Below are 26,446 nucleotides of genomic sequence, written 5' to 3'. Positions count from 1 at the left end.
GGGTCGACAGCCATGCCGGGCGCCACGCGTGCGGCGCTCATGCGCCATGAACGGCATGTGCGCGGTCGCTACGAACTGCGCCATTTCCTCGATCGCAAGGCGGAAACCGGCCTGCTGCGCGCCGGTCTCGGTGCGCTGATGCGCCCGTCAGCCCTGCCGGCAATTGTCGGCGGCGTGGCCGCCGACAAGCTGGAAACCCTGCGCAACAGGCGGAGCGGCCGGGCCGAACCAGGCCCGATGCCGCATCGCTACCTGCTTCCGGCCCGTGTCGCGGCTCAGAAATAGTCCCTGCGAATGCCCGCGAGCACCTCGCGGAAGCGATCCTTTTTTTCGGCAAGGGCGCGGTCGGCGCTGAGCTGCGGTTCCGCCTTGCGCGCCTGCCGCAGCGCCAGGATGGACGGAGCGGCCAGCATCTTCTTTGCCGCCGCACGCAGCACCGAGACAGGCTCCGCCTGCCTTTCCATGAGCATGGTTTCCGGTGTGCCCGGCCCGGAAGGGGCCTCGGCCTCATGCGTGCGTCCCTCGAAGCTGATGCCCCAGAAGCGGCCCCCTTTCGTGATCGCCTCTGCGCGCGAAGAGATCGGGATACGCCTCGGCGCGTAGCGGACGCCGAGCGATGCCGCCCAGTCCTGCCATTTGAAGCTGTTGATGCCCTGCGAGGTCGTGACCGCAACCCAGGGCACGCGGAACGCATCGGCCAAAATGGCGGCGTGCATCGATTCGGCCACCACCAGTTCGGCTTGCGCGATTTTGCCGATCACGCTCCTCGCCTCGCCGCAGGGGTCGACGTAGCCCAGCCCGGCCTCGCCGCACACCGTCGGCCAGATGCCGCCCACCGTCGATTCCCAATGCGGCACGAAGATCGCGCCACCGCTTTTCGGCAGGTCGCGGAATTCCGGCATGTCGGCCACCATGACGGCCGGGTCGACGATGCCGAGCCGCTCGTCCAGTCCGAGCCTGCGCGCCGTCAGCGGGCCGCGCACGGCGCGCACGTCCCATTCGGCAGGATCGGAGAGGTCCGGCGCGCTGCCATAGCCGAAGCCGCTGCCGACGACGAGTTTCTTCACGCCCGCCGGCAACAGCGCTTCGTTCAGCACCGTGCCGACGCCCACGAGCAGCGTTTGTGCATGAACGTCGCGCAGCCCGGGCAGGAGGAAGTCCCAGAGCCACAGGTTGAGGTCGTCGCCGAAATTGCCGTGGGCGGATTCCCAATGGAAGGGATGCATGGCGCTCTCCCTATCCGGCGATCTTGCCGACGGCGAGTTGGACGGCGCTACGCAATAGTTTCGGATCGCGCCACGCCCATTGCGCAAGTTGCCTGAATTGCGGAACCTTGCGGGCCTTCACCAGCCGCGCCTGCCCCCACAGCGCCTGGTTGCGCGCCGTCTGCTTGTAGGCCTCGATCGAGGCCCTGTCCTCGGCGCGATGGGGAAAGCGGCTTTCCAGACGGTCCAGCGCCACCCAGGTGTTGAACTGCTGTTTCAGGAACAGCGGCGAATCGCTGCCCATGCCATGGAAGATGTTGATGCCTTCGCCGCGTGCGGCGCCGACAGCCTCCGACAGCACGGTGCGGCGCGCGCTCCGCACGCAGTCATAGAAGAACAGCACATCTTCCGCCGCCAGCCTGAGCGCCGCCTCGAAGCGGATCCTGCTGAACAGCGCCTTGCCGATGACCATGCAGGACAGATGCAGAAAGCTCCAGTTCCTCAGCATCGTACTGGCGAGATCGGGAAGCTCGACGACGGGCGGATCGTCGCTCAGGCGCAGCATTTCCGTGGTGCCCGCGAGATCGGCCACGCCGAAATGATAGTAGAATTCCTCGCCGCCGCGGATCGAAGCCCAGTAACAGTCTGCATCAAAAAGTGACAACGCGGCTACCGCATCGCCGAGGTGGCCAGGCATCCACTCGTCGTCGGAATCGAGGAAGGCGACATAGGCCGTATCGGCCGGCACATGATCCAGCCCCATGTTGCGCGCCCCGCCTGGGCCGGCATTGGGTTGTTTTATAACGGTAATTCGAGCCCGATCTTCCAAAGGAAATTCCTGCAGGTCGGTTTCTGCCGGCAAGGGCGAGGCGTCGTCGACGACGATCACGTCGAAATCCGGATGGGTTTGCGCAAGCACGGATCGCAGCGCGCGGGCCAGGATTCCGGGCTCCCGCTGGTAGTAGGGTATGATGACAGTGCACTTCGTCATTTTTTCGCGCCTTCGGGAGTCTAGGGGGCCGCCAAAGGCCCGATGAGTTCCAGTCGGTGCCCCCCGCAGGGCTCGCTGACGAACTGGGTCCGATCTCGAAAGGAACGGCGCCCGTCCATGCCGACAACAGTCAACCTCAGAACCGTGACGAACAGTGTCGGCTGGAGCGTGATTTCCAAGACCAGCACATTCGGGCTGAAATTTGTCACCGTCCCGATCCTGGCGCGCATCCTCACCCCCCAGGAGTTCGGCGTGGTTGCCGTGGCCCAGACGGTGGTGATGTTCCTGACCATGATCGGCAGCGCGGGGCTTTCGGCCTCCCTCGTGCTCGAACGGGAGGAGGACGAGGAGACGGTGCACTCCGTCTTCTGGGTCAATCTGGCCGTCGCCCTGGCGATGTCGGCCTGCATCTATATATGCGCCCTGCCCTTTGCCGGCTGGCTGGGCGCGGAGGACGCCGCCTCCCTTTTGCGGGTCATGGCGCTTCTGGTGCCGCTGCAACTGAGCGGCGACGTCGCCTATTCGCTGCTGGCGCGGCGCATGGCGTTCCGGAAGGATGCGGCCTGGAGCGTTTTCTCCGAATCGGTGGGTGCGGTCACGGCCGTCGGCCTCGCCCTGGCGGGCGTCGGCGTGTGGTCGCTGGTGGCCCAGCTTTTCGTGTCGGCCGTCGTGCGGCTGGGCGGGCTTTTCCACGCCACCGGCTACCGGCCGCGATTCGTCCTGTCGCTGGGCAAGCTCGGCGCGCTCACCCGGTACAGCCTCGGCATCATGGTCTCGGAGCTGTTCAACTTCATCACCTTCCAGTCGCCGCTGGTGGTGGTGTCGCGGCATCTGGGGCTTGCCGACGCCGGCGCCTATGCGGCCGCGAACCGCTTTTCCAGCATCCCCAACCAGGTGCTGCTGGCGGGGCTGATGGGTGTTCTGTTTCCCGTCTTCAGCCATATGAACGGCGATGCCCGCCGCCGCACGGATGCCCTGATGCTGAGCACGCAGGTCACGACGGTCGCCCTGGCGCCGATGATGTTCGGCCTGTGGGCGGTGGCGGAGCCGGGCATGTTCCTGATCTTCGGGCCGCAATGGGTGCATGCCTGGCCGGTGCTCGGCCTGCTTGCGGTCTCCAAAGGCATCATGTCGCCCTGCAGCACCTACATTCCGTTCCTCAAGGGCGCAGGCCGGTCCGACGTGCTGTGGTGGGTGGCGATGCTGCGTGCCGCGCTCGTCTACGGCCTTATCAGTTACGGCGCCATGACCGGCGGCCTCTTCGCCGCCATGGTATGGTTGTGCCTGGCCAATGTGGTCACGCTGGTCTTCTATTCGTGGGCCGTCTTCCGGACCAACGGCACGGCGTTTTTCTCCAGCTTCTACGTGACGACGCGGCCGATGATCGCTTCCGTCATCATGGCGGTCGCGGTGCGTTTCCTGCTCGATCACGTGAAGGCCGGCCTGCCCGGCGGCGTGTGGTGGAACGCGCTTTCGCAGGTGGCGGTGGGCGCCGCCGCCGGCGCGGCCATCTATGGCCTCCTGCTGCTGCTCACCGAGCGCGACCTGTTGCGGAAGCTGCTCGAACTGCTGCGCCAGCGCAAGGCCGGAGCAGCCGGCGCGAACTGCTGAGACCGGCCGGTCGCAAGACGGCATTCGCAAAGCGGCCGCGAGACCGCAGAATGGAATCGCGAATCAATCAAGGGAGGGTGCCTCGCCATGGCATTGTTCAAATTCCGCTCGGCCGGCCCGTTCCGGGTCAGGAGTCGCCAGAGGGACGGCGAAGCCGATGCAGTGCGCCTTGCCAAGCTGTTCGCCTTCCTGGACGATTTCCATGCGGCCATCGCAAAGGAACATGAAGGGCTTCGCGCGCGCCATGCCACCGCGACGGAGCGCGCGGCCTTCTCGCAGCAATCCCTGGAAGACGATCAGCCCGATCCCGGCCTGTCCTCGACCGTCGATCAACTGACCGGCGCGATGATGCGCTACGATACCCGCCTGAAGGCGCTCGAGCGGCAGATGGCTTTCGTTACCGAAATGCGCGCGCATGCGGATCGGTTTCCCCTTGAAACGGAAGCGGTCCGCGAGGACGAGCATTTTGCCGGCGGGAGGCATATTAACCCGCACTCATAAAAAGTGACCGCCGGCTCCCCGCAAATCCGGCCGGGTGCCACATTACCATCCCCTCACCGTCCTATCTGCATTGCCGCATTGGCTCGAAATTGAAGCGGATCCTTGTCGGCTCCGAACAGAAAGTAGGACGGTTACAATGTTGAAAACGCAGGTGCGGACCCCCGCGCTGTATGTTGTGTCGGGCATCCTCGCCCTGTCGGCACTGCTTCCGGCGCAGGCGCAAGATGCGGGTCGGGCGTCCGGCAAGTCCTTCGTGGACGAGTTCGACCGGCTCGACACGCAGCGCTGGTACGTTTCCGACGGGTGGTCGAACGGCGACCATCAGAACTGCACCTGGTCCGCCAAGCAGGTGAGCGTTGCCGACGGCAGGCTCAGGATCGGTTTCGCCAGGCAGGATTACAAGGAGCGCAGCCATGTCTGCGGCGAGGTGCAGACCAGGGAGCGCTACGGTTACGGCACCTTCGAGGTGCGGATGAAGGCGATGGCCGGCTCCGGCCTCAACACCGGCTTCTTCAGCTATATCGGCCCGATCGACAAGCAGCCCCATGACGAGATCGACTTCGAGGTGCTCGGCAAGGACCCGTCGAAGGTGCAGGTCAACCAGTATGTCAACGCCAAGAGCGTCGGCAGCGCCAAGCTGGCGGAGGTTCCCGGCAGCGCCGACAAGGGTTTCCACGACTACGCCTTCGTCTGGCAGAAGGACCGGATCGCCTGGTATGTCGACGGCAAGCTCGTCGACGAGGTCACCGACCCGGCGAAGCTGCCCAGTCACGCCTCCAAAATATTCCTCAGCGTGTGGGGCAGCGACACGCTGACGTCCTGGATGGGCCCCTTCCAGGATCCGGGCCGGCCCGTCGCGGCCGAGGTGGAGCGCGTTTCCTACACCGCGCCGGACGATCCCTGCCAGTTCCCCGAATCCATCGTCTGCAAGCTGAAACAGGGTACGCAATGAAGACCGTCACCTGTCTGCATGCGGGCCGGCGAACCGATCGCCGGTGAAGCAAGCAATGCTGCATGTCTTGTACCTGGTCCATGATCTGTGCGACCCGGCGGTCGGTCGGCGCGTCTCGATGTTGCAGGCCGGCGGCGCCCGGGTGACGCTGGCCGGCTTCCGGCGGCGCGAAGCCCTGCCCGGTTTCGCCGGCATCGTGCCGATCGATCTCGGCATGACGCAGAACCGCGCATTCGGCCAGCGCCTGGCTGCGGTGGCGAAGGCCGCGCTGACGCTCGCCGCGAAGCTGAAGGACATGGGCCGGCCCGACATCGTCATCGGCCGCAATCTCGAAATGCTGGCGCTGGCCAACAGGGCCCGCGCCTTGTTCGGGGCCGACATCCCGATCGTCTATGAATGCCTGGACATCCATCGTCTGCTGCTCGGGCGCGGCGGCGTGGCCAGGGCCATGCGCGGCGCGGAAAGGTTTTTGGGCCGCAACGCAGCGCTGCTTCTGACCAGCTCGCCGGCCTTCACGCGCGATTACTTCGAAGCCTACGGCCAGTCGCGCGCGCCTGTGCTCCTGCTCCAGAACAAGATGCTGGAACTTTCCGGTACGCAGGGTGCCGTCCGCCCGGCGCCGCCGCCGCAGGCCGGCGAGCCATGGCGGATCGGATGGTTCGGCGCGCTGCGATGCGCCAGATCGCTGAAGCTGCTGGCGGAATTCACGCGCGCCATGGACGGCCGTTTCGAGGTGGTGCTGCGCGGCCGGCCCGCCCATGTCGAGTTCGACGACTTCGACGGTTTTGTCGGGACCGAGCCGCATATGCGCTTCGAGGGCGCCTATCGGAATCCGGAGGATCTGCCCGCCATCTACGGCGAGGTGCACTTCTCCTGGGCCATCGACTTCTTCGAAGAAGGCATGAATTCGAGCTGGCTGCTGCCCAACCGGCTTTACGAAGGCTGCCGGTTCGGCGCGGTTCCGCTGGCGATGAAAGGCACGGAAACCGCCCGCTTCCTGGCCGAGCGGCGTCTCGGGTTGCTGCTTGACGAGCCATCGGCAAAGAGCCTCGCCGCGTTGCTCGGAGGCGTAACCGCCGACGGATATGAAGCCCAGCGGGCTGCAATAGAAGCGCAGGACCGCCGGACATGGGTCTGCGGCCCCGGCGAGTGCCGCAGTCTGGTCGAACAGCTCCATCGAATCGCCGGCTATCGCCACCCCGACGCCCTTGTGGAGTTGGCGGCATGAGCGGAGAAATCCTCGACAGGCCAGAGAGCCCGACGAAACCGGCCACCTCCGGCCGCTGCATGATCGTGATCCCCTGCCTCAACGAGGTCGACCATATCGGCGATCTGGTAGACCAGCTTCTGGAACCGGCCGAGCGGCTCGGCATGAGGATCGTGGTGGCCGACGGCGGCAGCACCGACGGCACGCGCGCGACGGTGCGCGAGATCGCTTCGGCGCAACCGTGCGTCCTGCTGCTCGACAACGAACGCCGTCTGCAGAGCGCCGCCATCAATCTCGCCGTGGCCGAATTCGGCCATGACGTCGATTACTTCATCCGCGTCGACGCCCATGGCGGCTATCCGGACGGCTATTGCGAGATGCTTCTGGAGGAGGCGCGCGAGACAGGCGCGGATTCGGTCGTCGTCTCGATGGCCACGATCGGCTTCGGGCCGTTCCAGAAGGCCACGGCCATGGCGCAGAATTCCAGGCTCGGCAATGGCGGATCGCCGCATCGCGAAGGCGTGCCGGGCCACTGGACCGACCACGGACATCACGCGCTGATGCGCGTGGAGGCCTTCCGCGCCGTGGGCGGTTATGACGAAAGCTTCAGCCATAACGAGGATGCGGAACTCGATCACCGGCTCATGGCTGCCGGCTACCGCATCTGGATGACCGACAGGACCTTCATGACCTACTATCCGCGCGCGACGCCGCGCGCCCTGTTCCGGCAATATCTCGGCTACGGCCGCGGCCGGGCCAGAAACGTCCTCAAGCATGGCACCCGGCTCAAGCCTCGGCAAGCCATTCCGCTGCTCGTGCTGCCGGCGGTGGCCGGCATGGCGCTGGCCGTGCTCAGCACGACCGCCCTCGTCCCGGTCTTTCTGTGGGTTGCCGCCTGCATCGGATACGGCGCCTGGCTGGCTGCGAGCCGGCGCAACCGCCACGGCCCCCTGGCGGGCGTGTCGGCCATGATCATGCACCTGGCCTGGTCCACCGGCTTCTGGCTGGAATATCTGAAAGCCTGGCGGCAACAGCCCTGGAAGCAGCGCGGGGCACGGGCGCCATGAGCAATCCGTCCAAATCCCCGACGCGGATCGATATCTGCATATGCACCTATCGCCGGCCCCATCTGGCGCAGACGCTGCGCTCGCTCTGCGCGCTCGACCTGCCGGACGGGTCGGTCGTGAGCGTCGTGGTGGCCGACAACGACACGCAGCCGAGCGCCCGCGAACTGGTCGAGACGGTGTCGCCGGACCTGCCGTTCAGGCTGCGCTACATCCATTGCCCCGCCTCCAACATCTCGCTGGCCCGCAATGCCTGCCTCGATGCAGCGGAGGGCGATTTCCTCGCTTTCGTGGACGACGATTCCACCGTCTCGCCGCAGTGGCTGTCCAGGCTGGTCGAAACGGCAAGGGATACCGGCGCCGATGCGGTGCTGGGGCCGGTGCGGGCGATCTATCCGCCTTCCGCACCGGCGTGGATGCGGCGCGGCGACTTTCACTCAACGAAGCCGGCCTGGGTCGACGGCGAAATCCGCACCGGCTACAGCGGCAATGTGCTGCTGCGGCGCGCATCGCCCCATGTGGAGGGTCGATGCTTCGATCCGGCGCTGGGACGCACAGGCGGCGAGGACACCGAATATTTCTCGCAGCTTCATCGCTCCGGCGGACGGATCGCCTATGCGCGCGATGCCGTCGTGGACGAGCCGGTGATTGCCGGACGGGCATGTTTTTCCTGGCTGGCGAAGCGGCGGTTCCGCTCGGGCCAGACCCACGGCCGGCTTCTGGCACAGAGACACCTCCGCCTGACACAGGCAGGACTGGCGGCCGCCAAGGCGGCATTCAGCCTCGGCGCCGCACTCGTCTTCGTTGCGATACCCGACCGGCGCAACCGGCAGGTCCTGCGGGGTGTGATGCATGTCGGCGTGGTCAGCGGCTTGCTCGGCTTGCGCGAAATCCGGCTCTATGGCGATGAGCCGGCCAGGGAGCAGACCCATGCAGCCTGACGTCAGCTTCGTCATCGCCGCCTACAATGCCGAACAAGGCATCGCCCGCGCAGTCGAAAGCGCGCTGGCCCAGCGGGACGTGAACGTCGAAGTGGTCGTCGTCGACGATTGCTCGAACGACCGCACCCTCGAGGTCGCACGGGCCTTTCCGCCCGGGCAGGTCAAGGTGATCGCGCTCGATGAGAACCGCGGCCCCGGCGGCGCCCGCAATGCCGGCTTCGACGCGGCGAGCGGACGCTGGATCGCGATCCTCGATTCGGACGATACCGTCCGTCCCGATCGGCTGCGGCGCCTGATCGACCGCGCCGAGGCGGCACAAGCGCAGATAGCCATCGACAATCTCGAAGTGGTGGAAAACGGCGCGGGCGCCCCGCAGGCCATGTTCGACGCGGATTTCCTCCAAGCGCGCCCCGAACTCGGTCTCGCCGACTTCATCGCCGGCAACCTGATGTTCGAGGGGCGGTTCTCCTTCGGCTATGTGAAGCCGCTTTTTGAACGCGCCTTCATCCAGCGCCCAGGCCTTCGCTATGTCGAGGCCTTGCGCATCGGCGAAGACTATCTGCTGCTGGCCTCGGCGCTGGCGCGCGGCGGGCGCTGCGTCGTCGAGCCGCTGGTCGGCTACAGCTACCACATTCGCGGCGGTTCCATTTCGCGCGTGCTGGAACTGCATCATCTCGAGGCGCTGCTGAAGGCGGATGCCGATTTCGTTCACGCCCATGAATTGAACCGCCAGGCGCAGGCAGCGCAGGCGCGGCGCACGCGCTCCCTGCGGCAGGCGGCCTCCTTCCTGCTTCTGGTCCGCCATCTGAAGGATGGCGCACCGCTCAGGGCGGCAGGCACGGCGCTGCGCGATCCGGCCGCGCTCAGGCATCTCAGGATGCCGGTGGCGGCGCGGCTGCGCCGGCTGGCGTCGACGCTCCGGCCGGCAGGCACCGCAGCGCGGATCAGATGACGGAACCGTTCGAATCGGCGGGGGACCCGATCTCAAAGAGGGAAGATGCGATGAAGAAAGTCAGAAAAGCGGTGATTCCGGTCGCGGGGCTGGGAACGCGGTTTCTCCCGGCGACGAAGGCCATGCCCAAGGAGATGCTGACCGTGGTCGACCGCCCGGTCGTGCAATATGCGGTCGACGAGGCGCTTGAAGCAGGCATCGAGCACATCGTCTTCGTCACCGGGCGCAACAAGCATGTCATCGAGGACTATTTCGACATCCAGCCCGAACTGCTCGACACGCTGACCCGCGCGGGCAAGAACGAGCAGCTTGCTTCGCTCGGCCGGCTTCAGCCGATGCCGGGCACGATCAGCTTCACCCGCCAGCAGGCACCGCATGGGCTCGGTCATGCGGTATGGTGCGCGCGCGATATCATCGGCGACGAGCCTTTTGCCCTGCTGCTGCCCGACATGGTGTCCTACGGCGACAAGGGCTGCCTGTCCGGCGTGATGGAACTCTACCGGCAGACCGGCGGCAATGTGATCGCCGTCGAGCAGTGCGATCCCAGGGAGACCGCCAGCTACGGCATCGTCGGCAAGGGCGCCCGGACGGGTTCCGGCTTCACCATCACCAGCATGGTCGAGAAGCCGGCGCCGGAGGCCGCGCCGTCGAACCACTACATCAACGGCCGCTATGTGCTGCAGCCCGACATCTTCGACATCCTCGACACGCAGGAGCGCGGCGCCGGCAACGAGATCCAGCTCACCGACGCCATGGTGCGGCTGGCGCAACGCCAGCAATTCTTCGCCGCGCCCTTCGAGGGCCGCATGTTCGACTGCGGCTCCAAGGATGGCTTCATCCAGGCAAACGTCGCCTTCGCGCTCGCTCGCGACGACATCCGCGACACGGTGCTGGGACCGATCGAGAAGATGCTCGTTTCCCGCAGGCGTCTTTCGCAGGCGGCTTGAGAACAACGGCGCAGAAGAATGGCCGCGGCGCGCAGCCGCGGCCGGCATCTGCGCGTGATGACGCGGCGGGCGGCAGGCAAGCTCATGAACCATGGAAGTTTCCCATTGAAGAACCGAGGTCTCATGTCCGCCACGGATGCGGACAATTTCATCGATCTCGATATGCTCGTGGCCGCCGCGCGCCGGCAGATGAGGCTGGTCGGCCTGTTTGCCGCCCTGGGGGTTCTTGTCGGCGCGCTCTACCTTGCCTTCACGCCGTCGCTTTACACGGCCTCCACCCGCATCCTGCTCGACGACAGCCTGACCAAATTCGCCGAGGACAAGCAGGCGCCGCCCGCCGGGCCGCAGGCCGATGCGATGGTTCTCAGCCAGGTCGAGATCCTGAAATCCAGCCGGCTTGCCCGGTCGGTGGTGATGGACCAGAAGCTCCAGGACAACGACGCCTTCCTGAACCCGCCGCGCTCGCCGTCCGGCTGGCTCAAGGCCGCGGTCAAGTCGCTCGCCGGGCTGTTCTCGTCCTCCCCGGCATCGTCGGACAGGTCGGCGGAGAATGCCAGGATCGGCAAGGCGGTCGCCCTGCTCCAGTCCGGCCTTAACGCCGAGCGTGTCGGGCGCAGCCTGGTCATCGAGCTTTCCTTCGAAAATCAGGATCCGAAACTGGCGGGCGCGATCACGCGCGCCTATGCGGACGCCTATCTCGCCGACCATCTCGACGCGAATTTCGACGCCACCCAGCGGGCCACGGTATGGTTGCAGGGGCGCCTAGACGACCTGCGCGAAAGCTCTCAGGAGGCCGCGCTCGCCGTCGAGCAATTCCGGGCCAGGACCGGGCTGACGGCGGCGCGCGGCGAACTCATGTCCGAGCAGCAGCTTTCCGACCTCAACAGCCAGCTCATCCTCGCCCAGGCGGACACGGCCAACGCGTCCGCCCGTTACAACCAGTTCAAGGCCATCGTCGACAGCGGCCCGGACAATGCCGTCAGGAACGCCACGATCCCGGCGGAAAAGGGCACCAGCGGCAACAACACCAACGCCATCAACGAGATGAAGTCGCGCTATCTGAGCATTTCCAAGCGCGAGCAGGATATTTCGAGCCGTTTCGGCGAGGACCACCCCCAGGCGGTTGCGCTGCGGCGTGAGGAGGCGGACCTGACCCGGCAGATCTTCGCCGAGCTCCAGCGCCTGACGGAGAGCTATCGCAACGAATACCAGGTGGCCAGGTCGCGAGAGGAGTCCTTGCGGACGAACGTCCAGGATCTTTCGGGCCGGAACTCCATGACCGGCAAGGATCAGGTCGAGCTGCGCAATCTCGAGCAGAAATCGCAGGCGCTCGCGGCGCTCTATCAGGCATTCCTCGCCCGCTACGAGGAAGCGGCCCAGCAGCGTTCCTTCCCGATCGCGCAGGCCCGCATCATCTCGCAGGCCGACAATCCGACGACCGCATCCAGCCCGCGCAAGACCATGGTGCTGGGACTGTCGCTCGTGCTCGGCCTCTTCGCCGGCGCGGCCGCAGGCACGGTGCAGGAATTCCGCGAGCGCTTCTTCCGCACCGGCGACGACGTTCGCGATTCGCTGGGCGTGAATTTCCTCGGCTACCTGCCACAGATCGGCAACAGGCTGATCGAAGCGGGCGGCGCGGCCGCAAACGGGGAGAAGGCGCGCCCGCACAGTTCGGAAACGGTCACGCCGCGCATGCTGCGGGTGGCGATCAATGCGCCCAGTTCGTCGTTTGCCGAGACGCTGCGCAACGTCAAGCTGGCCGGCGACGTCGTCCTGCATCACAGCCCCTGCAAGGTCATCGGCTTCGTGTCGGTGCTGCCCAGGGAAGGCAAGACGACGGTGGCCGCGAATTTCGCCGGCCTCCTGGCGGCCAATGGCGCAAGGACGCTGCTCATCGATGCCGATCTGCGCAATCCGGGCCTGAGCCGCAGCCTGCCGCAGCCGGAAAAAGGGCTGGTGGAAGCGATCGTCGGCGACGTGCGCTGGCAGAATGCCTGCCTTACCGACCGCAAGACCCAGCTCGCGATCCTGCCCACCGTCGGACGCAGGCGCCTGTCCCACACCAGCGAACTGATTTCGGGGCCGGGCATGGCCGATCTGCTCGAGGAGATGCGTGCCTGCTTCGACTATATCGTGGTGGACCTGCCGCCGCTGGGGCCGGTGGTCGACGCCAAGGCGTTCGCGCCGCTGGCCGACGGCCTGGTGATGGTGGCCGAATGGGGCGCCACGCCCCGGCTTCTGGTGCGTTCCATATTGCAGACCGAGCGGCAGATCGCCGCCAGGACGCTCGGCATCGTGCTCAACAAGACCGACATGAAGAAGCTCGCGCGCTACGGGCAGTTCGGCGGCGCCGAGCAATATCTCGACCGCTACGTCTCCTACTACGTGGAAGAGGTTTCGCCCGCGGCCAGGACCGGCCGGAAGGAAAAGGCTTGACCACGGCCATGCCAGGACGGGGCGCAGGGCCTTCAGTTGGTCAGGTATCGCCCCTTGCCGCGCCATATGCGCAGCGCCGAGAGCCTGCCGCTGAAGAAAGCGCCGGTGTCGATATTGACCCGCATGCCTTCGCGCTTCGCCTCCTCGACGGGCGTATGCCCGTGAACGACGTAGCGGGTGAGCAGATCGGCATGATCGAAAAAATCCGAGCGGATGAAGACAAGATCGTGGTCGCTCTGTTTCGCCAGTTCCACGCCGGGGCGGATACCCGCGTGGACGAAGAGATATCTGTCCGCCTCGACCAGGATCGGCAGGGAGCACAGGAAGTCCCGATGCGCGGGGGGAATGGCATCGCGGATGGCGTCGTCGAGCTGTCCTGCACCTCGGTGCAGGTCGCGCAGGCGGTTGTGGTCGATGCCGTAGGAAAACAGCGTCGGCTCGGCGCCGATGGCGAGCCATGACCGCAGGCCGGCGCGGCCTTCCAGGTAGTCCAGCATGGCAAGATCGTGATTGCCTGCAAGACAGATGCGCTCGAAGCCGGCCGGCGCCGGCGCGATCAGATGGTCGAGGACCTGTGCCGAGGATGGCCCCCTGTCGACATAATCGCCCAGCATCACGATCAGCTTGCGCCCGGGCAAGGCGCTGGCGTCCTCCTCGATATGGCGTTCGAGCGCCCGCAATTCGTCGAGGCAGCCATGCACGTCCCCGATCGCATAGATGGGCGTGTCGCCCGGGTCGAGCCGCAGGCGGGGGCGCGGTTCCCGGGCGGCTCTCCTGCCCCGTCCGAACAGGCGCGCGACCGTCTTCATCGCCCGCCTGCCTCAGGGAAATGGCCGCATGCTAGCCAGGTCTGCATTCGTCGGCTCTGCAACAGGTGGTGGTTCCCATGGTTTCCGCGCCTGTCCCCTGCCGGGGAAGCGCCACCGCTTCCCGTGCGCCCCCGCTTCCGGAAAGGCCGTGCCCGACGAGGCCCGGGTGCCGGGACCGATCCCCTTCTTCAAGGAGATGAAACTTGAAGACCAGTAACGACCCTTTCAGGCCCGCTTCGACCTCCCGCGTCCCGCCGGACGTGTCGGAACGTGTGAGCATCGCGCGCTTCTTGTGCATCTTCCTCATGATGTTCGTCCACGTCCAGCCGGGAATCGCCGAAAACGTCTACGACCGCGATGCCGGGGCATTCGACATCGTCTATTTCATCTTTTCGCGGCTCCTGGGCCTCAGCTCGGTGTCGCTGCTCAGCATCGTCTCCGGCTACTTCGTGGTCGCCAGCCTGCGGAAGGCGGGTAGCTGGAAGCTGGTCAAATCCAAGCTGCGCACGCTCGTCGTGCCGCTGGCCGCCTGGAACATCTTGATGCTGGCGCTGCTGGCGATCTACGGCCTGATCAGCGGCAACTGGCACGACATGCCGGAATTTTCTGCGGCCGGCATGGCGAACGCGCTGCTTGCGCTTACGACATGGCCGCTCGACGTGCCGCTGTGGTTCCTGCGGGACCTCTTCGTCTGCTGCGTGCTTTCACCGGCGCTCCTTGCCGGTCTGACGCGAGCGCCGCTCGCAACCCTGCTCGGACTGGTCGCCTTCATGGTGTTCGGCGACGACCTGCTCATCATGCAGCGGCCACAGCTTCTGCTGTTTTTCGGTCTTGGCATGTGGCTGCGCATTGCCGGGCCCGACAGCCGGACGATCGACCGGATGGCGCGGGTGCTGACGGCGGGGCTTGCGATCATGGTCGCCGTCTTCCTGACGCTCCGGGTCCAGCGGGTGCTGCTGAGCGAGATGGATCCGACCCTGCGGCTTGCGCTCGACACCCTGCTGCGCATCACCATGGCCGGCGGCTTCTGGCTGCTGACGGGCGCGATACGCCATTCAACGCTGGCGAAGCTGTGCACGCGGCTGGAACCCTATGCGTTCTTCCTGTTCTGCAGCCACGCCATCCTGTTCAATTTTCTCGGCATCGCCTTCCGGCGCTTTTTCGGCAATTACGGGTCGGACCTGTTCCCGCTCACCTTTTTCTCGCTGCCGGTCATTGCCGTCATCTGCGCCGTTCTCGGCCTGCGCGTCATCGGCGCAAGCCCGGCGCTGCTGTTCCTCTTCAATGCGGGGCATGGCGCGCCGCCCCTGAAGACAGGGGCGACCCTGCCAAGGCGATATGACGGGAACGAAGCGAAGGCCGTGCGCCGAAACTGATCGGGCCGCGGCCGTCGTCAGCTCATATCGACCACAGCGCGCCGCCGTCGCAGGCAATCGCCTGCCCGGTGATGTAGCCTGCCCTGGCAGAGGCCAGGAACGAGGCAAGCGCCGCGAACTCTTCCGGCTGGCCGATGCGGCCCATGGGGATCATCCCGGCGACCTTCTGGAGATCGAGCTTCGCCTCCGCCAGCCTCTCCGTCATCGTGTAACCCGGCATCAGGGCATTGACGGTGATGCCGCTGGCGGCGAATTCACGGCTCAGCGTCTTCGTCAGGCCGTGGAGGCCCGCCCGCAAGGCGTTGGAGATGGTGAAATTGTTGATCGGTTCCTTGGCGGCGATCGACGTCACCAGCAGGATGCGGCCCCAGTTGCGCTCGCGCATGCCGGGTATGGCGGCGCGAATGGCGTCGGTCGCGCTCATGAACAGCCCGTCGAACGCATTGCGCCAATCGTCGGACGAGATGTTTTCGAAAGGCATGGTCGGCGGACCGCCCGTGTTGACGACGAGAATATCGACCGCGCCAAGCGCGGAGATCGCCTGCTCGACCAGACGACGGCCCTCTTGGGGCTGTCTCAAATCGCCCGCCAGCGCGGTCGCCCCGAGCGTTTCGGCGGCATTGCTGAGCCGGGCTTCGTCGCGCGCGCAAATGGCGATCTTCACGCCCTCGGCGGCCAGTTCCCTGGCCACGGCAAAGCCGAGTCCCTTCGACGCGCCCATGACGAGGGCGGACTTGCCTTTCAATCCGAGGTCCATGACATAGCCTCCTTCCTACCTTCACCGTCGGGCCCTGAGGCCGGGATCACGCGCCGCTGAGTTCGACGCTGCCGATCCCGGAGACGTCGAAACGATAGTTGAACGCTCCGGCGGGAAACCGCGTGGTGACGATGCTGCCGGTCATGACGAGATCGCCCTTGCGCAGCATCCGCCCGGAACCGGCCAGGTGGTTGGCCAGCCAGGCAAGCGGAACGAACGGATGGCCGAGCGCGTCGGCGCCCCGGCCGCGCGCCAGTTCGACCCCGTCCTGAAAGGCGATGCCCTCCACCTCGTCAAGGCGGGCCGGCGGCGGCACGAAGGCTCCCACCACGATGCCGGCATTCCAGGAGTTGTCGGCCACCAGCGTTTCGCAATGAAGCACGCTGTAGTCGGCGTGGCGGTCGTCCACCAGTTCGATGGCGGCGGCGACGGCATCGACGGCTTCGCCCGCGCTTTCCGGCGTGAACGGAACCCCGGTCGGCGCCAGATCGCGGCCGAGCCGGACGCAGATCTCGAATTCGAGGCCGAGATGGTGATAATCGGCCAGCGACAGATGCGCGCCGGAGCCGGCGACGCGGTTGCTGAAGATCGTTCCCCTGATCGGCTGGTCGATGCCGCACATCTCCTGCATGCGCTTCGAAGTCAGGCCGATCTTGTAGCCGGCCGTGCCGTTGTCGCCGATGATCGCGCCGATATAGGCGTCCTGCACGCGGTAGGCTTCCGCCAGATCATTGATCCCGTCCAGCCTGTGGAATTTGGTGCCGCCGCGATGTTCGGCGACCAGCGTCCCGGCGATCCCTTCGATGATCTCTGTCAAATCCCTGTTCCCTTCGTTCCGGCAGTCGATTCGGACTTCCTCTTGCGGCCGGCGTTATGCCTGGAGCCTTGCGGTCAGCAACTGGCCCAGCGCAGTGATCCCCTTGACGATGGCCTCGTCCGATTGCGTCGAATAGCTGACGCGAGCATGATTGGCCTCCTGCCGGAGCGGGAAAAACGTCGCGCCGGGGACGTAGGCGACCTTGGCTTCGGGCAATGCGTGGTCGGCCATGAAGCGGGTGGTGTCGAAGCCTTCCGGAAAGGTCAGCCAGGTGAACAGGCCGCCGCTGGGTTCGGTGAAGGCGACGTCCTGGGGGAAGGTGCGCCTGATGGTGTCGAGCATCAGGTCCTTCTTGCGGCGATAGGTCCGGCGGATGGTCGCGATATGCGCATCGATGTCGTAGGTGTCGAGAAACAACGAGACCGCTGCCATGTTCAGCGTGCTGCACTGGGTGTCGGCGGCGAGCTTCAGCAGGCCGAGCTGCTGGATGATCTGCTCGGAAGCCACTGCCCAGCCCAACCGCAGGCCGGGCGCGAGGATCTTGGAGAAGCTGCCGAGATAGATGACGCGGCCTTCCGTGTCGAAGCTCTTGATGGGCGCAAGCGGCTCGCCCTGATAGCGGATCTCGCGATAGGGCGTGTCTTCCAGGATGACGAAATCGAACCTGTTGGCCAGCTCGACCAGCTTCCTGCGGCGCTCCAGGCTGAGCGTCACGCCGGTCGGGTTCTGGAAGTCGGGCACGGTGTAGAGAAGTTTTGCCCCCGGATTGCGTGCAAGCGTCCGCTCCAGGTCGTCCATGTCCATGCCGTCGTCGTCAATCCGCACGGTGGCATAGCGCGGTTCGCAGGGATTGAAGGCGATGAGCGCACCGAGGAAGGTCGGGTTTTCCGTGATGATGACGTCGCCCTTGTCGATCAGCATCTTGGCGACCAGATCCAGCCCTTGCTGGGCGCCTTGCAGGACCAGCACGTTGTCGGCGCCGCAGTCGATGCCATCGCGGCTCATCCTGGCGGCGATCTGCCCGCGCAGCTTCGGACTGCCGTTCGAAACGGTATATTGCAGCGCTTCGTGGCCGTTGTCGGCGATCACGGAGCGGAAGACGGCCTCCAGATGCTCCAGCGGGAACAACGACGCATCCGGGTAGCCTCCGCCGAAGGAGATGATGCTGGGGTCCGCCCCGAGTTGCAGAAGCTCGCGGATGGCGGATGGCTTCACTTGCGACATGCGGTCGGCGAGCCGGATGTTCATTTGCAATCTCACTTCATGGAAAAGGCACGGTGCCGGCGCTGCCGGAAGCACGCGCCGCAACGCGCAACGATGGCGGCGCGGCGGGCCCGGACCCGCCGCGCCGGCACGGTCACTTCATTTCGGTTTCGACTTCCCAATCGTCGCCGACGACCTTGAACAGGGCGTAGCTGCCCGGGACGTCGCCATTGGCGTCGAAGTTGAGTTCACCGGAGGCGCCCCTGTAGTCGACCGCCTTGCCGGCAGCGATCAGTTCCTTGGCCTTCTTCCATTCGCCGGGCAGAATCGGCTCGCCCTCGCCATTCGAGACGGCACGCAGCGCTTCCGGCAACTTGGCCTTATCGCCGCCGGCTTTCTCGATGGCCAGCGCCAGCAGGAACACGGCGTCGTAGGAAGGGCCGACATAGCTGGCATTGATGTCGCCGCCGGATTCGGCAAAGCCCTTGTTGAAGATGTCGAGCGCTTCGGACTTCACGCTGACCGGCGCGGAGGCCGTGAAGGTCGTCAGATTGTCGCCGCCGATCGCCTTGATCGGAGCGGACGTCTTCATGCCCTCGGCGCCGACGAAATTCTCGAAGAAACCGTTCTCGATCGCTTCGCGCAGCACGGTCAGGCCGGACGTGTCGCCGTAGTCGAGCAGGACCAGCGTATCGGCGCCGCCCTGGGCCAGCCCGGCAAGGTCGGCGCGATAGGACGACTTGTTTTCCTCATGCGCCTCGTAGCCGGCGATCTCGCCGCCCTTGGCTTCGAATTCCTTCTTGAACGCTTCGGCAATGCCCTTGCCGTAGTCGTTGTTGATGAAGGAAACGGCCACTTTCTTGGTGCCGCGGTCGAGAAGCGTCCGCGCCAGCGCCTGGCCCTGATATTCGTCCGACGGGATCGTCCGGAACACCAGGTCGTTGTCCTTGAGCGTGCTGATTTCGGGCGACGTGGCGGCCTGCGAGATCAGGATGACGCCGGCCGGGATCGTGGCCGAACTGGTGGCCGCCATCAGCGCGCCCGAGCACAGGGGCCCGACAATGCCGATGACCTGGGAGACGTTGACGAGCTTGGTGGCCGCGTCGGCGGCGACCTGCGGGCTGCACCCGTCGTCGGCCATGATGCCGACCAGCTTTTCGCCCTGAAGGACGCCGCCCTGTTCGTTGATCTGATCGACCGCGAACTGGAGCGACTTGGTAATTTCAGGGGCCATCGCGGCGGCGCCGCCGGTGATGCCGTTCAGCAGGCCGATATTGACGTCGGCAAGCGTCGGCGTCGCCAGGGCGCTGGCCCCCAGCAACATCGAGGCCGCCACAGCAAGCTTCATTTTCATTCCATCCTCCGTCGTTGTCGGTTCGGCGATCCATTCGCCTTTCCGGATAAAGTCAATTGGCGATCTTGCCGGTTGCCGAAGCAGCGGCGCTATCCTCGTCCACCGGCCGCTCCCGGTCCCGCGGTTCCTTGCGCAATCTCTCGGGCAGCAGCCCTGCGGGCCGGAAGCGGAGCACGAGTTGCAGCAGCAGGCCGATCAGGAACATGCGGCCATACTTGGCCTTCAGGGCGTATTCCGACGGCAACTGGTCGGTGATGATCTCGGACGTCGACCAGATGATCCAGACGATGATCGCGCCGAGAAGCACGCCCCGGTTGTTTCCCGACCCGCCCAGAATGACCATGATCCACACCAGGAAGGTGACAAGCATCGGATCGATGGCGTCCGGCGTGATGGTACGGGCGAGATGCACGTACAGTGCGCCCGCCAGGCCCATCAGCGCCGAGCCCAGGATGAAGGCTTCGAGACGGCGGTAGGGCACGTCCTTGCCCATGGCCCGGGCCGCGCTCTCGTTGTCGCGGATGGCACGCATCATCCGGCCCCAGGGCGAGACGGCCTGGCGTTCGACAAGCACGTAGGCCACGAGCAGGATCAGCGCGGTGATGCCCAGATAGACCATCTGCGCCTGCCCGTAGGGCAGGTCGCCGAACGGCCGGGGGATGGCGGTGATGCCGCGGGCGGAGTTGGTCAGCCACTCCTCGGAGCGCGCCACGAGGCGGATCCCTTCGGCCACGCCGATCGTGACGATCGCCAGATAGTCGGACTGGAAACGCAGGCATATCTTGCCGATCGGCCATGCGAGCAGCCCGGCCAGCAGCATCGCCCCGACGAGGCCGACAGGAAACGGCAGGTCGAAGCCGCCGAGCCGGCCCTCGGCCCAGGGAGAGGTAAGGATCGCCGACGTATAGGCGCCGATGGCGAAGAACCCGGCCACTCCCGCGTTGAAAAGGCCGGCATAGCCCCATTGGATGTTCAGCCCGATGGCGAGGCAGCCGTAGATGCAGATGAATATCGCCAGATAGATCGGGTAGTTGAGGACGGTGATCCATTCCATGAGACGCCCCCTCCCCTAGAGAATCTTGCCGCGGAACAGGCCGGTGGGCCGGAACAGAAGCACGAGCAGCAGGATCCCGAACGCGCTCATCACCTTGTACTCGCCGGGAATGACCAGCACGGAGAGTTCCTCCGCGATGCCGACGATCAACCCGCCGACGATGGCGCCCTCGATGCGCCCGACACCGCCCAGGATGGCGGCGGCGAAGGTAGGCAGCAGGATGTTCCAGCCCATCAGCGACTTGAGTTCGGTGTTCAGGCCCAGGAAAAAGCCCGAGGCCGCGCACAGGCCGCCGGCGATGATCCATGTGAGCGAGATGACCTTGCCATTGTCGACGCCGGAAAACAGGGCGAGTTCCGGATTGTCGGACATGGCGCGCATCGCCTTGCCCCATTTGTTCCTGGTCAGGAACAGGTGCAGCGCGACGACCAGGGCAATGGCCACGAGAAGCGTCACGATCTCATGGCTCTTGACTCGGATTCCGAACCAGTTTTCGGGCCGGGTGATGCCGCGCGTGTAGCTGGTCGTGTTCACGCCCCACACGACCTGGACGAAGGAGCGCAGCATCAGCGCCACGCCGAAGGACGCGATCGTGGTGATGATCTTGGGCAGGGCACGCAGATGCGCGTAGAACAGCCGGTCTATGGCGATGGCGAAGGCGCCGGTCGCCAGCACTGCAAGAGGCAGCGCCACATAGGGCGACACGCCGAGCATGGTGGTGAAGGCCAGCGCTATGAAGGCGCCGAAGGTGGCGAGGTCGCCATGGGCGAAGTGGCCGTAGCGCATGATGGCGAAGACAAGCGTGATGCCTATCGCGCCCAGCGCGTAGATGGAGCCCTGCACGATGCCGGGAAGCAGGAAGAAGTTGACGAAGCTTTGTATGTCCATGCGAGTGCCGCCTATCCGCCCAGGAACATTTCGGCGATGTGACGGTCCGCCAGAAGCTCGGAGGCCGCGCCTTCATGCCGGTTGCGGCCGGCAGCGAGCACATAGCCGCGGTCGGCGAAGGCCAGGGCCTGCTTTGCGTGCTGTTCGACGAGAAGGATCGCCACGCCGCTGTCGCGGACGTCGCGGCTGATCTGGAAGATCTGCTCCATGTATTTCGGCGAAAGGCCGGCGGTCGGCTCGTCCAGCAGCAGGACCTGCGGGTCCAGCATCAGCGCACGGCCCATGGCGACCATCTGGCGCTGCCCGCCCGACAGGCTGCCGGCCGTCGTCTTCCGCTTCGCCCTGAGGTCGGGGAAAAGATGATAGACGCGCTCGAGGGCCGCGCTGTAGTCGCCCTTGCGAAGAAAGGCCCCCATCTCGAAATTCTCGTGCACGGTCATTTCGCTGAAGATGTTCTTCACTTGCGGAACGTAGCAGATGCCGGCCTGGACGATGCGGTTCGGAGCCCAGCCGGTGATGTCGGTTCCGCCGATGGAAATCGATCCCGCGCGGATGTCGAGCAGGCCGAAGATCGACTTCATGGCCGTGGACTTGCCTGCTCCGTTCGGTCCGACGATGGCCACGATCTCGCCCTTGGCGACCTCGATGGACAGGTCGAAAAGGATGTCGGCGTCGCCATAGCCGGCGCGCAGGTTCTTCATGGTCAGCAGGGCGGTCATGTGGCGGCCCCCTGCCTCTCTCCCAGATAGGCCTCCAGAACACGCGGGTCGGAGCGCACCGTCTGGAAACTTCCCTCGATGAGCACCTTGCCCTCGGCCATGCAGATGACGGGGTCGCACAGCCGCTCGATCATTTCCATGTCGTGCTCGATGAGGATGAAGGTGTAGCCGCGCTCGCGGTTGAGATATTCTATCTTCTCTTCCAGCTTCCGGAGCAGGGTGCGGTTGACGCCGGCAGCCGGCTCGTCGAGCAGCACCAGCTCCGCATCGGTCATGATCGTCCGCCCCAGTTCGAGCAGCTTCTTCTGGCCGCCCGATATCTGGCCCGCGCGCTGGTGGGCGACATGGGTCAGTTCCAGGAACTCCAGCGCCTCCCACGCCCGCCGCGAGGTCTGCGCCTCGGCTTGCCTCACCCTGCCGGGGCTGACCCAGTTGCTCAGCAGCGATTCCCCCGGCTGCGCCGGAGCCACCACCATCAGATTTTCGATGACGGACAGATGATGGAATTCATGGGGTATCTGGAAGGTGCGCACCACCCCTTTGTGAAACCGCCGGTCGGGGGCCAGCGCCGTTATGTCCTCGCCGCGATAGACGATCCGGCCGCCGCTCGGACGCAGGGCGCCGGCAATCATGTTGAAAACGGTGGTCTTGCCGGCTCCGTTGGGTCCGACGAGACCGGTGATGGAACCTTTCGCAACGGAAAACGAACAGCCGTCGACGGCCCGGAAAGAGCCGAAGTCCATTGTCAGATTCTCGCAGGAAAGTATCGGCGATGCGTTCGTCACAATGTGTTGCGGGCTCCGCAAAAACGAGCGCGCCCGGCAAATGCACGACAAATCGCCCCGGCAGGGGCCGGTCTTCCGCTTTCCGGCCGGCTCAACGGCGAACCGCCCTCGACAAGGCGGCCTGCCCCTTCTGCATGCAGCATCGTCATGGTTCCACGTCTTCCCCTCGCATGCCGCCCTGGCGCTCACAGCGGCGGCTGCCCCTTTGCCGTCAATTTGCAAAAGACTCCAAAAACTTTCTATCGGCGGATTTCTTTCAAAAGGCCAGAAATATCACCGGCAGGCCACCGCGTGAAAACGTCGCCGCCTTCGTCCCTCCCCCCGCCACCTCAGGCATCGGCCCGCCCGGCCAGATCGAGCGCCACATCCACGATCATATCCTCCTGCCCGCCGATCAGGCGCCGGCGGCCGATCTCGATCAGGATCGCGCGCGGGTCGAGACCGTATTGCACGGCCGCCTTCTCCGCATGGCGCAGAAAGCTGGAATAGACGCTGCCGTATCCGAGCGTGAGCGTCTCGCGATCCACGCGAACCGGACGATCCTGGATCGGCCGCACGAGGTCGTCCGCCGCATCCTGCAGCTTGAACAGGTCGCAGCCGTGTTCCCATCCATAAAGATTGGCCACGGCCACGAACGCCTCGATCGGACAATTGCCGGCGCCGGCGCCCATGCCGGCGAGCGAGGCATCGACCCTGGTCGCGCCGTTTTCCACGGCGGTGACCGAGTTGGCCACCGACAGGGAAAGATTTTCATGGGCATGGATGGCGCGCTGCGTGTCCGCGGCGAGCATGGCGTCGAAGGCCTGGAAACGCTCGGCGATGGAGCGCATGGTCAGGCCGCCCGCCGAATCCGCGACATAGATGCAGTCCGCTCCATAGCTTTCCATCTTCCGCGCCTGCTGCGCCAACCCGTCGGGAGAGTTGGCCGAGGACATCATCAAAAACCCCGAGACGTCGAGGCCCATCTCCTTGGCCGCCGCAATATGCTGCGCGGAGACGTCCGCCTCCGTGCTGTGGGTGGCGATGCGGATCGACTGAATGCCTGCGTCGCGCGCCCTTTTCAGGTCGTCGATCGTGCCGATGCCGGGAAGCAGCACCGTGGTCAGCTTTGCACGTTTGCAGACTTTGGCGGCTTCTTCGATATAGGCGATATCGGTATGGCGGCTGAACCCGTAGGCGATGCTGGAGCCGTCGAGCCCGTCGCCATGGCCGACTTCGATGCCGTCGACGCCCGCCTCATCGAGCGCGCCGGCTATTTCGCGGATATGGCCGAGATCGTATTGGTGGCGGACGGCATGCATGCCGTCACGCAGCGTCACGTCGAGGATGAACAGTCTTGGCATCGGTCAATTCCAGTTGCGGAGTTCGGCGAGGCGCTCGGCGGTCCGCAGCGCCGCGGACGTCATGATATCGAGATTGCCGGCATAGGCCGGCAGATAGTGCCCAGCCCCTTCCACCTCCAGGAAAACGGAAACTTTCAGGCCTGTGAACGGTGCATCGCCCTGCGGCATGCGCAGCGGGGCATCCGCGCCGACGCGCTCGATCTGGACTTCCTGTTTCAGCCGGTAGCCGGGAACATATTCCCGTACCGACCGGACCATGTTCTCGACGGACGCCTTTATCTCCCCCGCATCGGCGACATCGCACAGACAATACACGGTGTCCCGCATGATCAGCGGGGGCTCGGCGGGGTTGAGCACGATGACCGCCTTCCCCCGAACGGCGCCTCCGATGCTTTCCAATGCGCGCGACGTCGTCTGGGTGAACTCGTCGATATTCGCGCGCGTGCCGGGACCGGCCGACTTCGAAGCGATGGAAGCCACGATCTCGGCATAATGCACCTTCGCAACGCGGCTCACCGCCGCCACGATCGGGATCGTCGCCTGCCCGCCGCAGGTGACCATATTGACGTTTTGCGCATCGAGATGGCTGTCCAGGTTCACCGGCGGCACGACATAGGGGCCTATGGCGGCAGGGGTAAGGTCGATGACCTGCTTGCCGTGCCGGCGCAATATGGCATCGTGCCTGGCGTGCGCGGCAGCCGAAGTGGCGTCGAATACGATGCGGATATCCTGAAATTCGGGCATGCGCAGCAGGCCGTCCACGCCGTCGTGGCTTGTCGCGACGCCAAGGCGCGCCGCACGCGCCAGGCCGTCGGAAGCAGGCTCGACGCCGATCAGCGCCGCAACCTCCAGAGTTGCGGAATTGCGCATGATCTTCATCATCAGGTCGGTCCCGATATTGCCCGAGCCGATTATCGCTGACTTTATCTTCGGCATTCCGCTTCTTTCCCGGCGTGCCGGCATCGGACCCGCCCTCCCGGGGCGCGGCCGATGCCGGAGCTTCCATAATTTTTCCCCAGGCTAGCCGCATGAGCGCGGCTGCGCTTGCGCCATCGAGCCATTTTTGACAGCAAAGCGCCAATTGCAGCGAGGCATCCAATGTCGAACATCGAGTGGGGCAACTATTCGGATTTCTACCGGGGATCTGGGTACGGGACGTTTCCCCAGGAGCATCGCCGGCCCGGGGGGCGGCTGGCGTTTCGCATGATACTGGTCGAGCAGGGACCGCACGATTTTGTCGATCCGGCATTTGCCGAGACGATCCTGGCGCTTCCCCTCGAAGTCCAGAACGATTGCAACTGGGGCTGGACGATCGGCGAGCACCGTCATCGCCAGAAGGCGGAGGCCGGGCGGATGCTCGTCGTCCCGGCCGAAATCGAGAGCAGATGGAATGTGGACGGCAGCCGCAAGATCCTGGTTCTCGCCGTGCCCAACGATACCGTCCGCAGCGTTCTGGGCCCCGCATGTCCGCGGCAGATCGGGACGGCGTTCTGGAAGCTGTGCCAACACACATGGGCCGACCCCTTCATCGAGGTGCTGATGAACCGGCTTTGGGAAAGCGCCGCCGGCCATGAGGTCGCCCACGACTATCTGGCGGACGGGTTGCTGACCTCGATCCTTTCGCAATTGCTGATCCGGGCCGGGACGGATCTTCAGCCGGATACGGCGATAGCGCTGCCGCAATGGCGGCTGAAGCGCGTCAAGGAATTCGTCGACAACAATCTCGGCAAGGAGATCGGCCTGGAGCATCTGGCCGACGCCGCAGGTCTCAGCCGCAGGCATTTCGCTCGCAGCTTCTATCAGGAACTTGGCAAAACGCCGCACCGTTGGCTCATGCAGGAGCGCTTGGAAAAAGCGAAGGAATTGCTGGCCGGCAGCAACGTCTCCATCTGCGAGATCGCGGAAAACTGCGGCTTTTCCAGCCAGAGCCATTTCACCACCGCGCTGAAGCAGTCCACCGGCATGACGCCGCATCGCTGGCGCCAGCATTTTCGCCGATGATATGGCTTCGCGATGGCCCCATCAGGTTTTCCGCAGGCCGGAAGGCCCTTAAAAACCTCTGGTGTCGAGCGCTGGTCTGTGGTCCCATCTCCTGGCGTTGGGGAGGATGCTCACCATGTCCGCGACTACGATCTTTCTCGGCAAGCTCCTCGGTCTCTATCTGATCGCGATTTCCGTCGCGATGCTCGTCGCCAAACGGCGTACTCTGGATACGCTGGACGAAATGGCCAACAGCGGGCCATGGATGCTGTTTTCCGGCATGGTCGCCACCGCAGCGGGCCTTGCGGTCGTGATCGGGCACAATGTCTGGAGCGGCGGCGCGCTCGCTGTCGCCGTCACGCTTGTCGGATGGGTCGCGCTGCTCAAGGGGCTGTCGCTGCTGTTCGTGCCGCCGCAGATCATGGCGAACGCGTATAGATCCATGGGCCTGGAGCGCTACTTCCACCTGTGGATGGGGGTCGTCCTGGTTCTCGGCCTTTGGATCGCGCTGAAAGCGTTCGCGGGCTGAACGGGCCAGTGCCGGGTGCGGGCAG

26 protein-coding genes and 1 pseudogene are annotated in these 26,446 nt (G+C 65.3%); 14 read left to right on the top strand and 13 right to left on the bottom strand.

Going from position 1 to position 26,446, the window contains the following annotated elements; translation table 11 throughout:
- Positions 1-285: pseudogene (locus ACTDI4_RS01560) on the top strand (glycosyl transferase family A); the annotation flags it as partial.
- Here ACTDI4_RS01560 and ACTDI4_RS01555 read toward each other — a convergent pair.
- Both ACTDI4_RS01555 and ACTDI4_RS01550 read right to left on the bottom strand, forming a co-directional pair.
- Positions 276-1,226 carry a polysaccharide pyruvyl transferase family protein gene (locus ACTDI4_RS01555; RefSeq protein WP_442839455.1) on the bottom strand — a complete coding sequence of 317 codons (951 nt, stop codon included), beginning with the start codon at positions 1,224-1,226 and terminating at the stop codon, positions 276-278. The pseudogene ACTDI4_RS01560 and the gene ACTDI4_RS01555 overlap by 10 nt on opposite strands.
- A gap of 10 nt (positions 1,227-1,236) precedes the next feature.
- Entirely contained in the window at positions 1,237-2,196 is a 960-nt protein-coding gene (locus ACTDI4_RS01550) for a glycosyltransferase family 2 protein (protein ID WP_442839454.1), read from the bottom strand.
- Between the two features lie 117 nt (positions 2,197-2,313).
- On the opposite strand from ACTDI4_RS01550, the gene ACTDI4_RS01545 reads away from it, so the two are divergent.
- From ACTDI4_RS01545 to ACTDI4_RS01505, 9 genes are all read left to right on the top strand, one after another.
- Positions 2,314-3,807, top strand: coding sequence for a lipopolysaccharide biosynthesis protein (locus tag ACTDI4_RS01545; protein ID WP_442839453.1), 1,494 nt, complete (start codon positions 2,314-2,316; stop codon positions 3,805-3,807).
- A gap of 162 nt (positions 3,808-3,969) precedes the next feature.
- Positions 3,970-4,308 (top strand): hypothetical protein, encoded by a 339-nt coding sequence (locus ACTDI4_RS01540; RefSeq protein ID WP_442839452.1) that lies wholly within the window; start codon positions 3,970-3,972, stop codon positions 4,306-4,308.
- Positions 4,309-4,444: 136 nt separating this feature from the next.
- Complete coding sequence (locus tag ACTDI4_RS01535) at positions 4,445-5,260, top strand: glycoside hydrolase family 16 protein (RefSeq protein ID WP_442839451.1); 816 nt, start codon at positions 4,445-4,447, stop codon at positions 5,258-5,260.
- Between the two features lie 55 nt (positions 5,261-5,315).
- The gene (locus tag ACTDI4_RS01530; RefSeq protein WP_442839450.1) at positions 5,316-6,488 is read left to right on the top strand and encodes a glycosyltransferase; all 1,173 of its coding nucleotides are present in this window, start codon (positions 5,316-5,318) and stop codon (positions 6,486-6,488) included.
- Positions 6,485-7,534 (top strand): glycosyltransferase family 2 protein, encoded by a 1,050-nt coding sequence (locus tag ACTDI4_RS01525; protein ID WP_442839449.1) that lies wholly within the window; start codon positions 6,485-6,487, stop codon positions 7,532-7,534. The genes ACTDI4_RS01530 and ACTDI4_RS01525 overlap by 4 nt, the downstream gene beginning before the upstream one ends.
- Positions 7,531-8,472 (top strand): glycosyltransferase, encoded by a 942-nt coding sequence (locus tag ACTDI4_RS01520; protein ID WP_442839448.1) that lies wholly within the window; start codon positions 7,531-7,533, stop codon positions 8,470-8,472. The genes ACTDI4_RS01525 and ACTDI4_RS01520 overlap by 4 nt, the downstream gene beginning before the upstream one ends.
- Positions 8,462-9,424, top strand: coding sequence for a glycosyltransferase family 2 protein (locus ACTDI4_RS01515; RefSeq protein ID WP_442839447.1), 963 nt, complete (start codon positions 8,462-8,464; stop codon positions 9,422-9,424). Before ACTDI4_RS01520 ends, ACTDI4_RS01515 begins: the two co-directional genes overlap by 11 nt.
- A 50-nt stretch (positions 9,425-9,474) precedes the next feature.
- A complete protein-coding gene (locus ACTDI4_RS01510) occupies positions 9,475-10,371 on the top strand; it encodes a UTP--glucose-1-phosphate uridylyltransferase (RefSeq protein WP_442839446.1) in 897 nt (298 codons plus the stop codon).
- A gap of 123 nt (positions 10,372-10,494) precedes the next feature.
- Positions 10,495-12,807 (top strand): Wzz/FepE/Etk N-terminal domain-containing protein, encoded by a 2,313-nt coding sequence (locus tag ACTDI4_RS01505; protein WP_442839445.1) that lies wholly within the window; start codon positions 10,495-10,497, stop codon positions 12,805-12,807.
- Positions 12,808-12,839: 32 nt separating this feature from the next.
- On the opposite strand, the gene ACTDI4_RS01500 is transcribed toward ACTDI4_RS01505, so the two are convergent.
- Complete coding sequence (locus ACTDI4_RS01500) at positions 12,840-13,616, bottom strand: metallophosphoesterase (RefSeq protein ID WP_442839444.1); 777 nt, start codon at positions 13,614-13,616, stop codon at positions 12,840-12,842.
- Between the two features lie 203 nt (positions 13,617-13,819).
- Here ACTDI4_RS01500 and ACTDI4_RS01495 point away from each other — a divergent pair, with 203 nt between their 5' ends.
- Complete coding sequence (locus ACTDI4_RS01495; protein WP_442839443.1) at positions 13,820-14,992, top strand: acyltransferase family protein; 1,173 nt, start codon at positions 13,820-13,822, stop codon at positions 14,990-14,992.
- 22 nt (positions 14,993-15,014) lie between these two features.
- Here the strand turns inward: ACTDI4_RS01495 and ACTDI4_RS01490 are convergent, their stop codons facing one another.
- The 8 genes from ACTDI4_RS01490 to ACTDI4_RS01455 form a co-directional block, all read right to left on the bottom strand.
- A complete protein-coding gene (locus ACTDI4_RS01490; RefSeq protein WP_442839442.1) occupies positions 15,015-15,749 on the bottom strand; it encodes an SDR family oxidoreductase in 735 nt (244 codons plus the stop codon).
- Positions 15,750-15,795: 46 nt separating this feature from the next.
- Positions 15,796-16,566, bottom strand: a complete 771-nt coding sequence (locus ACTDI4_RS01485; protein WP_442839441.1) for a 2-keto-4-pentenoate hydratase — start codon at positions 16,564-16,566, stop codon at positions 15,796-15,798.
- A 54-nt stretch (positions 16,567-16,620) separates the two neighbouring features.
- Entirely contained in the window at positions 16,621-17,814 is a 1,194-nt protein-coding gene (locus ACTDI4_RS01480) for an aminotransferase-like domain-containing protein (RefSeq protein ID WP_442839440.1), read from the bottom strand.
- Between the two features lie 109 nt (positions 17,815-17,923).
- Positions 17,924-19,117: an ABC transporter substrate-binding protein gene (locus tag ACTDI4_RS01475; RefSeq protein WP_442839439.1), complete on the bottom strand. Its 1,194-nt coding sequence runs from the start codon at positions 19,115-19,117 to the stop codon at positions 17,924-17,926.
- Between the two features lie 58 nt (positions 19,118-19,175).
- Complete coding sequence (locus ACTDI4_RS01470; RefSeq protein ID WP_442839438.1) at positions 19,176-20,177, bottom strand: branched-chain amino acid ABC transporter permease; 1,002 nt, start codon at positions 20,175-20,177, stop codon at positions 19,176-19,178.
- 15 nt (positions 20,178-20,192) lie between these two features.
- A complete protein-coding gene (locus tag ACTDI4_RS01465; protein ID WP_442839437.1) occupies positions 20,193-21,065 on the bottom strand; it encodes a branched-chain amino acid ABC transporter permease in 873 nt (290 codons plus the stop codon).
- 11 nt (positions 21,066-21,076) lie between these two features.
- Positions 21,077-21,784: an ABC transporter ATP-binding protein gene (locus ACTDI4_RS01460; protein WP_442839436.1), complete on the bottom strand. Its 708-nt coding sequence runs from the start codon at positions 21,782-21,784 to the stop codon at positions 21,077-21,079.
- Entirely contained in the window at positions 21,781-22,527 is a 747-nt protein-coding gene (locus ACTDI4_RS01455; RefSeq protein WP_442839435.1) for an ABC transporter ATP-binding protein, read from the bottom strand. Before ACTDI4_RS01455 ends, ACTDI4_RS01460 begins: the two co-directional genes overlap by 4 nt.
- On the opposite strand from ACTDI4_RS01455, the gene ACTDI4_RS01450 reads away from it, so the two are divergent.
- A complete protein-coding gene (locus ACTDI4_RS01450) occupies positions 22,466-22,864 on the top strand; it encodes a hypothetical protein (protein WP_442839468.1) in 399 nt (132 codons plus the stop codon). The genes ACTDI4_RS01455 and ACTDI4_RS01450 overlap by 62 nt on opposite strands.
- Before the next feature lie 34 nt (positions 22,865-22,898).
- Here ACTDI4_RS01450 and dmpG read toward each other — a convergent pair whose 3' ends face one another.
- Together dmpG and ACTDI4_RS01440 are read right to left on the bottom strand one after the other, a co-directional pair.
- The gene (gene dmpG / locus ACTDI4_RS01445) at positions 22,899-23,912 is read right to left on the bottom strand and encodes a 4-hydroxy-2-oxovalerate aldolase (RefSeq protein ID WP_442839434.1); all 1,014 of its coding nucleotides are present in this window, start codon (positions 23,910-23,912) and stop codon (positions 22,899-22,901) included.
- 3 nt (positions 23,913-23,915) lie between these two features.
- Positions 23,916-24,848, bottom strand: coding sequence for an acetaldehyde dehydrogenase (acetylating) (locus ACTDI4_RS01440; RefSeq protein ID WP_442839433.1), 933 nt, complete (start codon positions 24,846-24,848; stop codon positions 23,916-23,918).
- Between the two features lie 162 nt (positions 24,849-25,010).
- Here ACTDI4_RS01440 and ACTDI4_RS01435 point away from each other — a divergent pair, with 162 nt between their 5' ends.
- Both ACTDI4_RS01435 and ACTDI4_RS01430 read left to right on the top strand, forming a co-directional pair.
- The gene (locus ACTDI4_RS01435) at positions 25,011-25,913 is read left to right on the top strand and encodes a helix-turn-helix domain-containing protein (protein WP_442839432.1); all 903 of its coding nucleotides are present in this window, start codon (positions 25,011-25,013) and stop codon (positions 25,911-25,913) included.
- A gap of 115 nt (positions 25,914-26,028) precedes the next feature.
- Positions 26,029-26,421: a hypothetical protein gene (locus tag ACTDI4_RS01430; RefSeq protein WP_442839431.1), complete on the top strand. Its 393-nt coding sequence runs from the start codon at positions 26,029-26,031 to the stop codon at positions 26,419-26,421.
- The last annotated feature ends 25 nt before the right edge of the window (positions 26,422-26,446 follow it).

Origin of the sequence: Mesorhizobium sp. PUT5 (assembly GCF_052216645.1) — a bacterium.
In the GTDB taxonomy this organism is placed as follows: domain Bacteria; phylum Pseudomonadota; class Alphaproteobacteria; order Rhizobiales; family Rhizobiaceae; genus Mesorhizobium.
The sequence above is the reverse complement of the archived record's forward strand: the minus strand, read 5'-3'. Positions and strand labels throughout refer to the sequence as shown.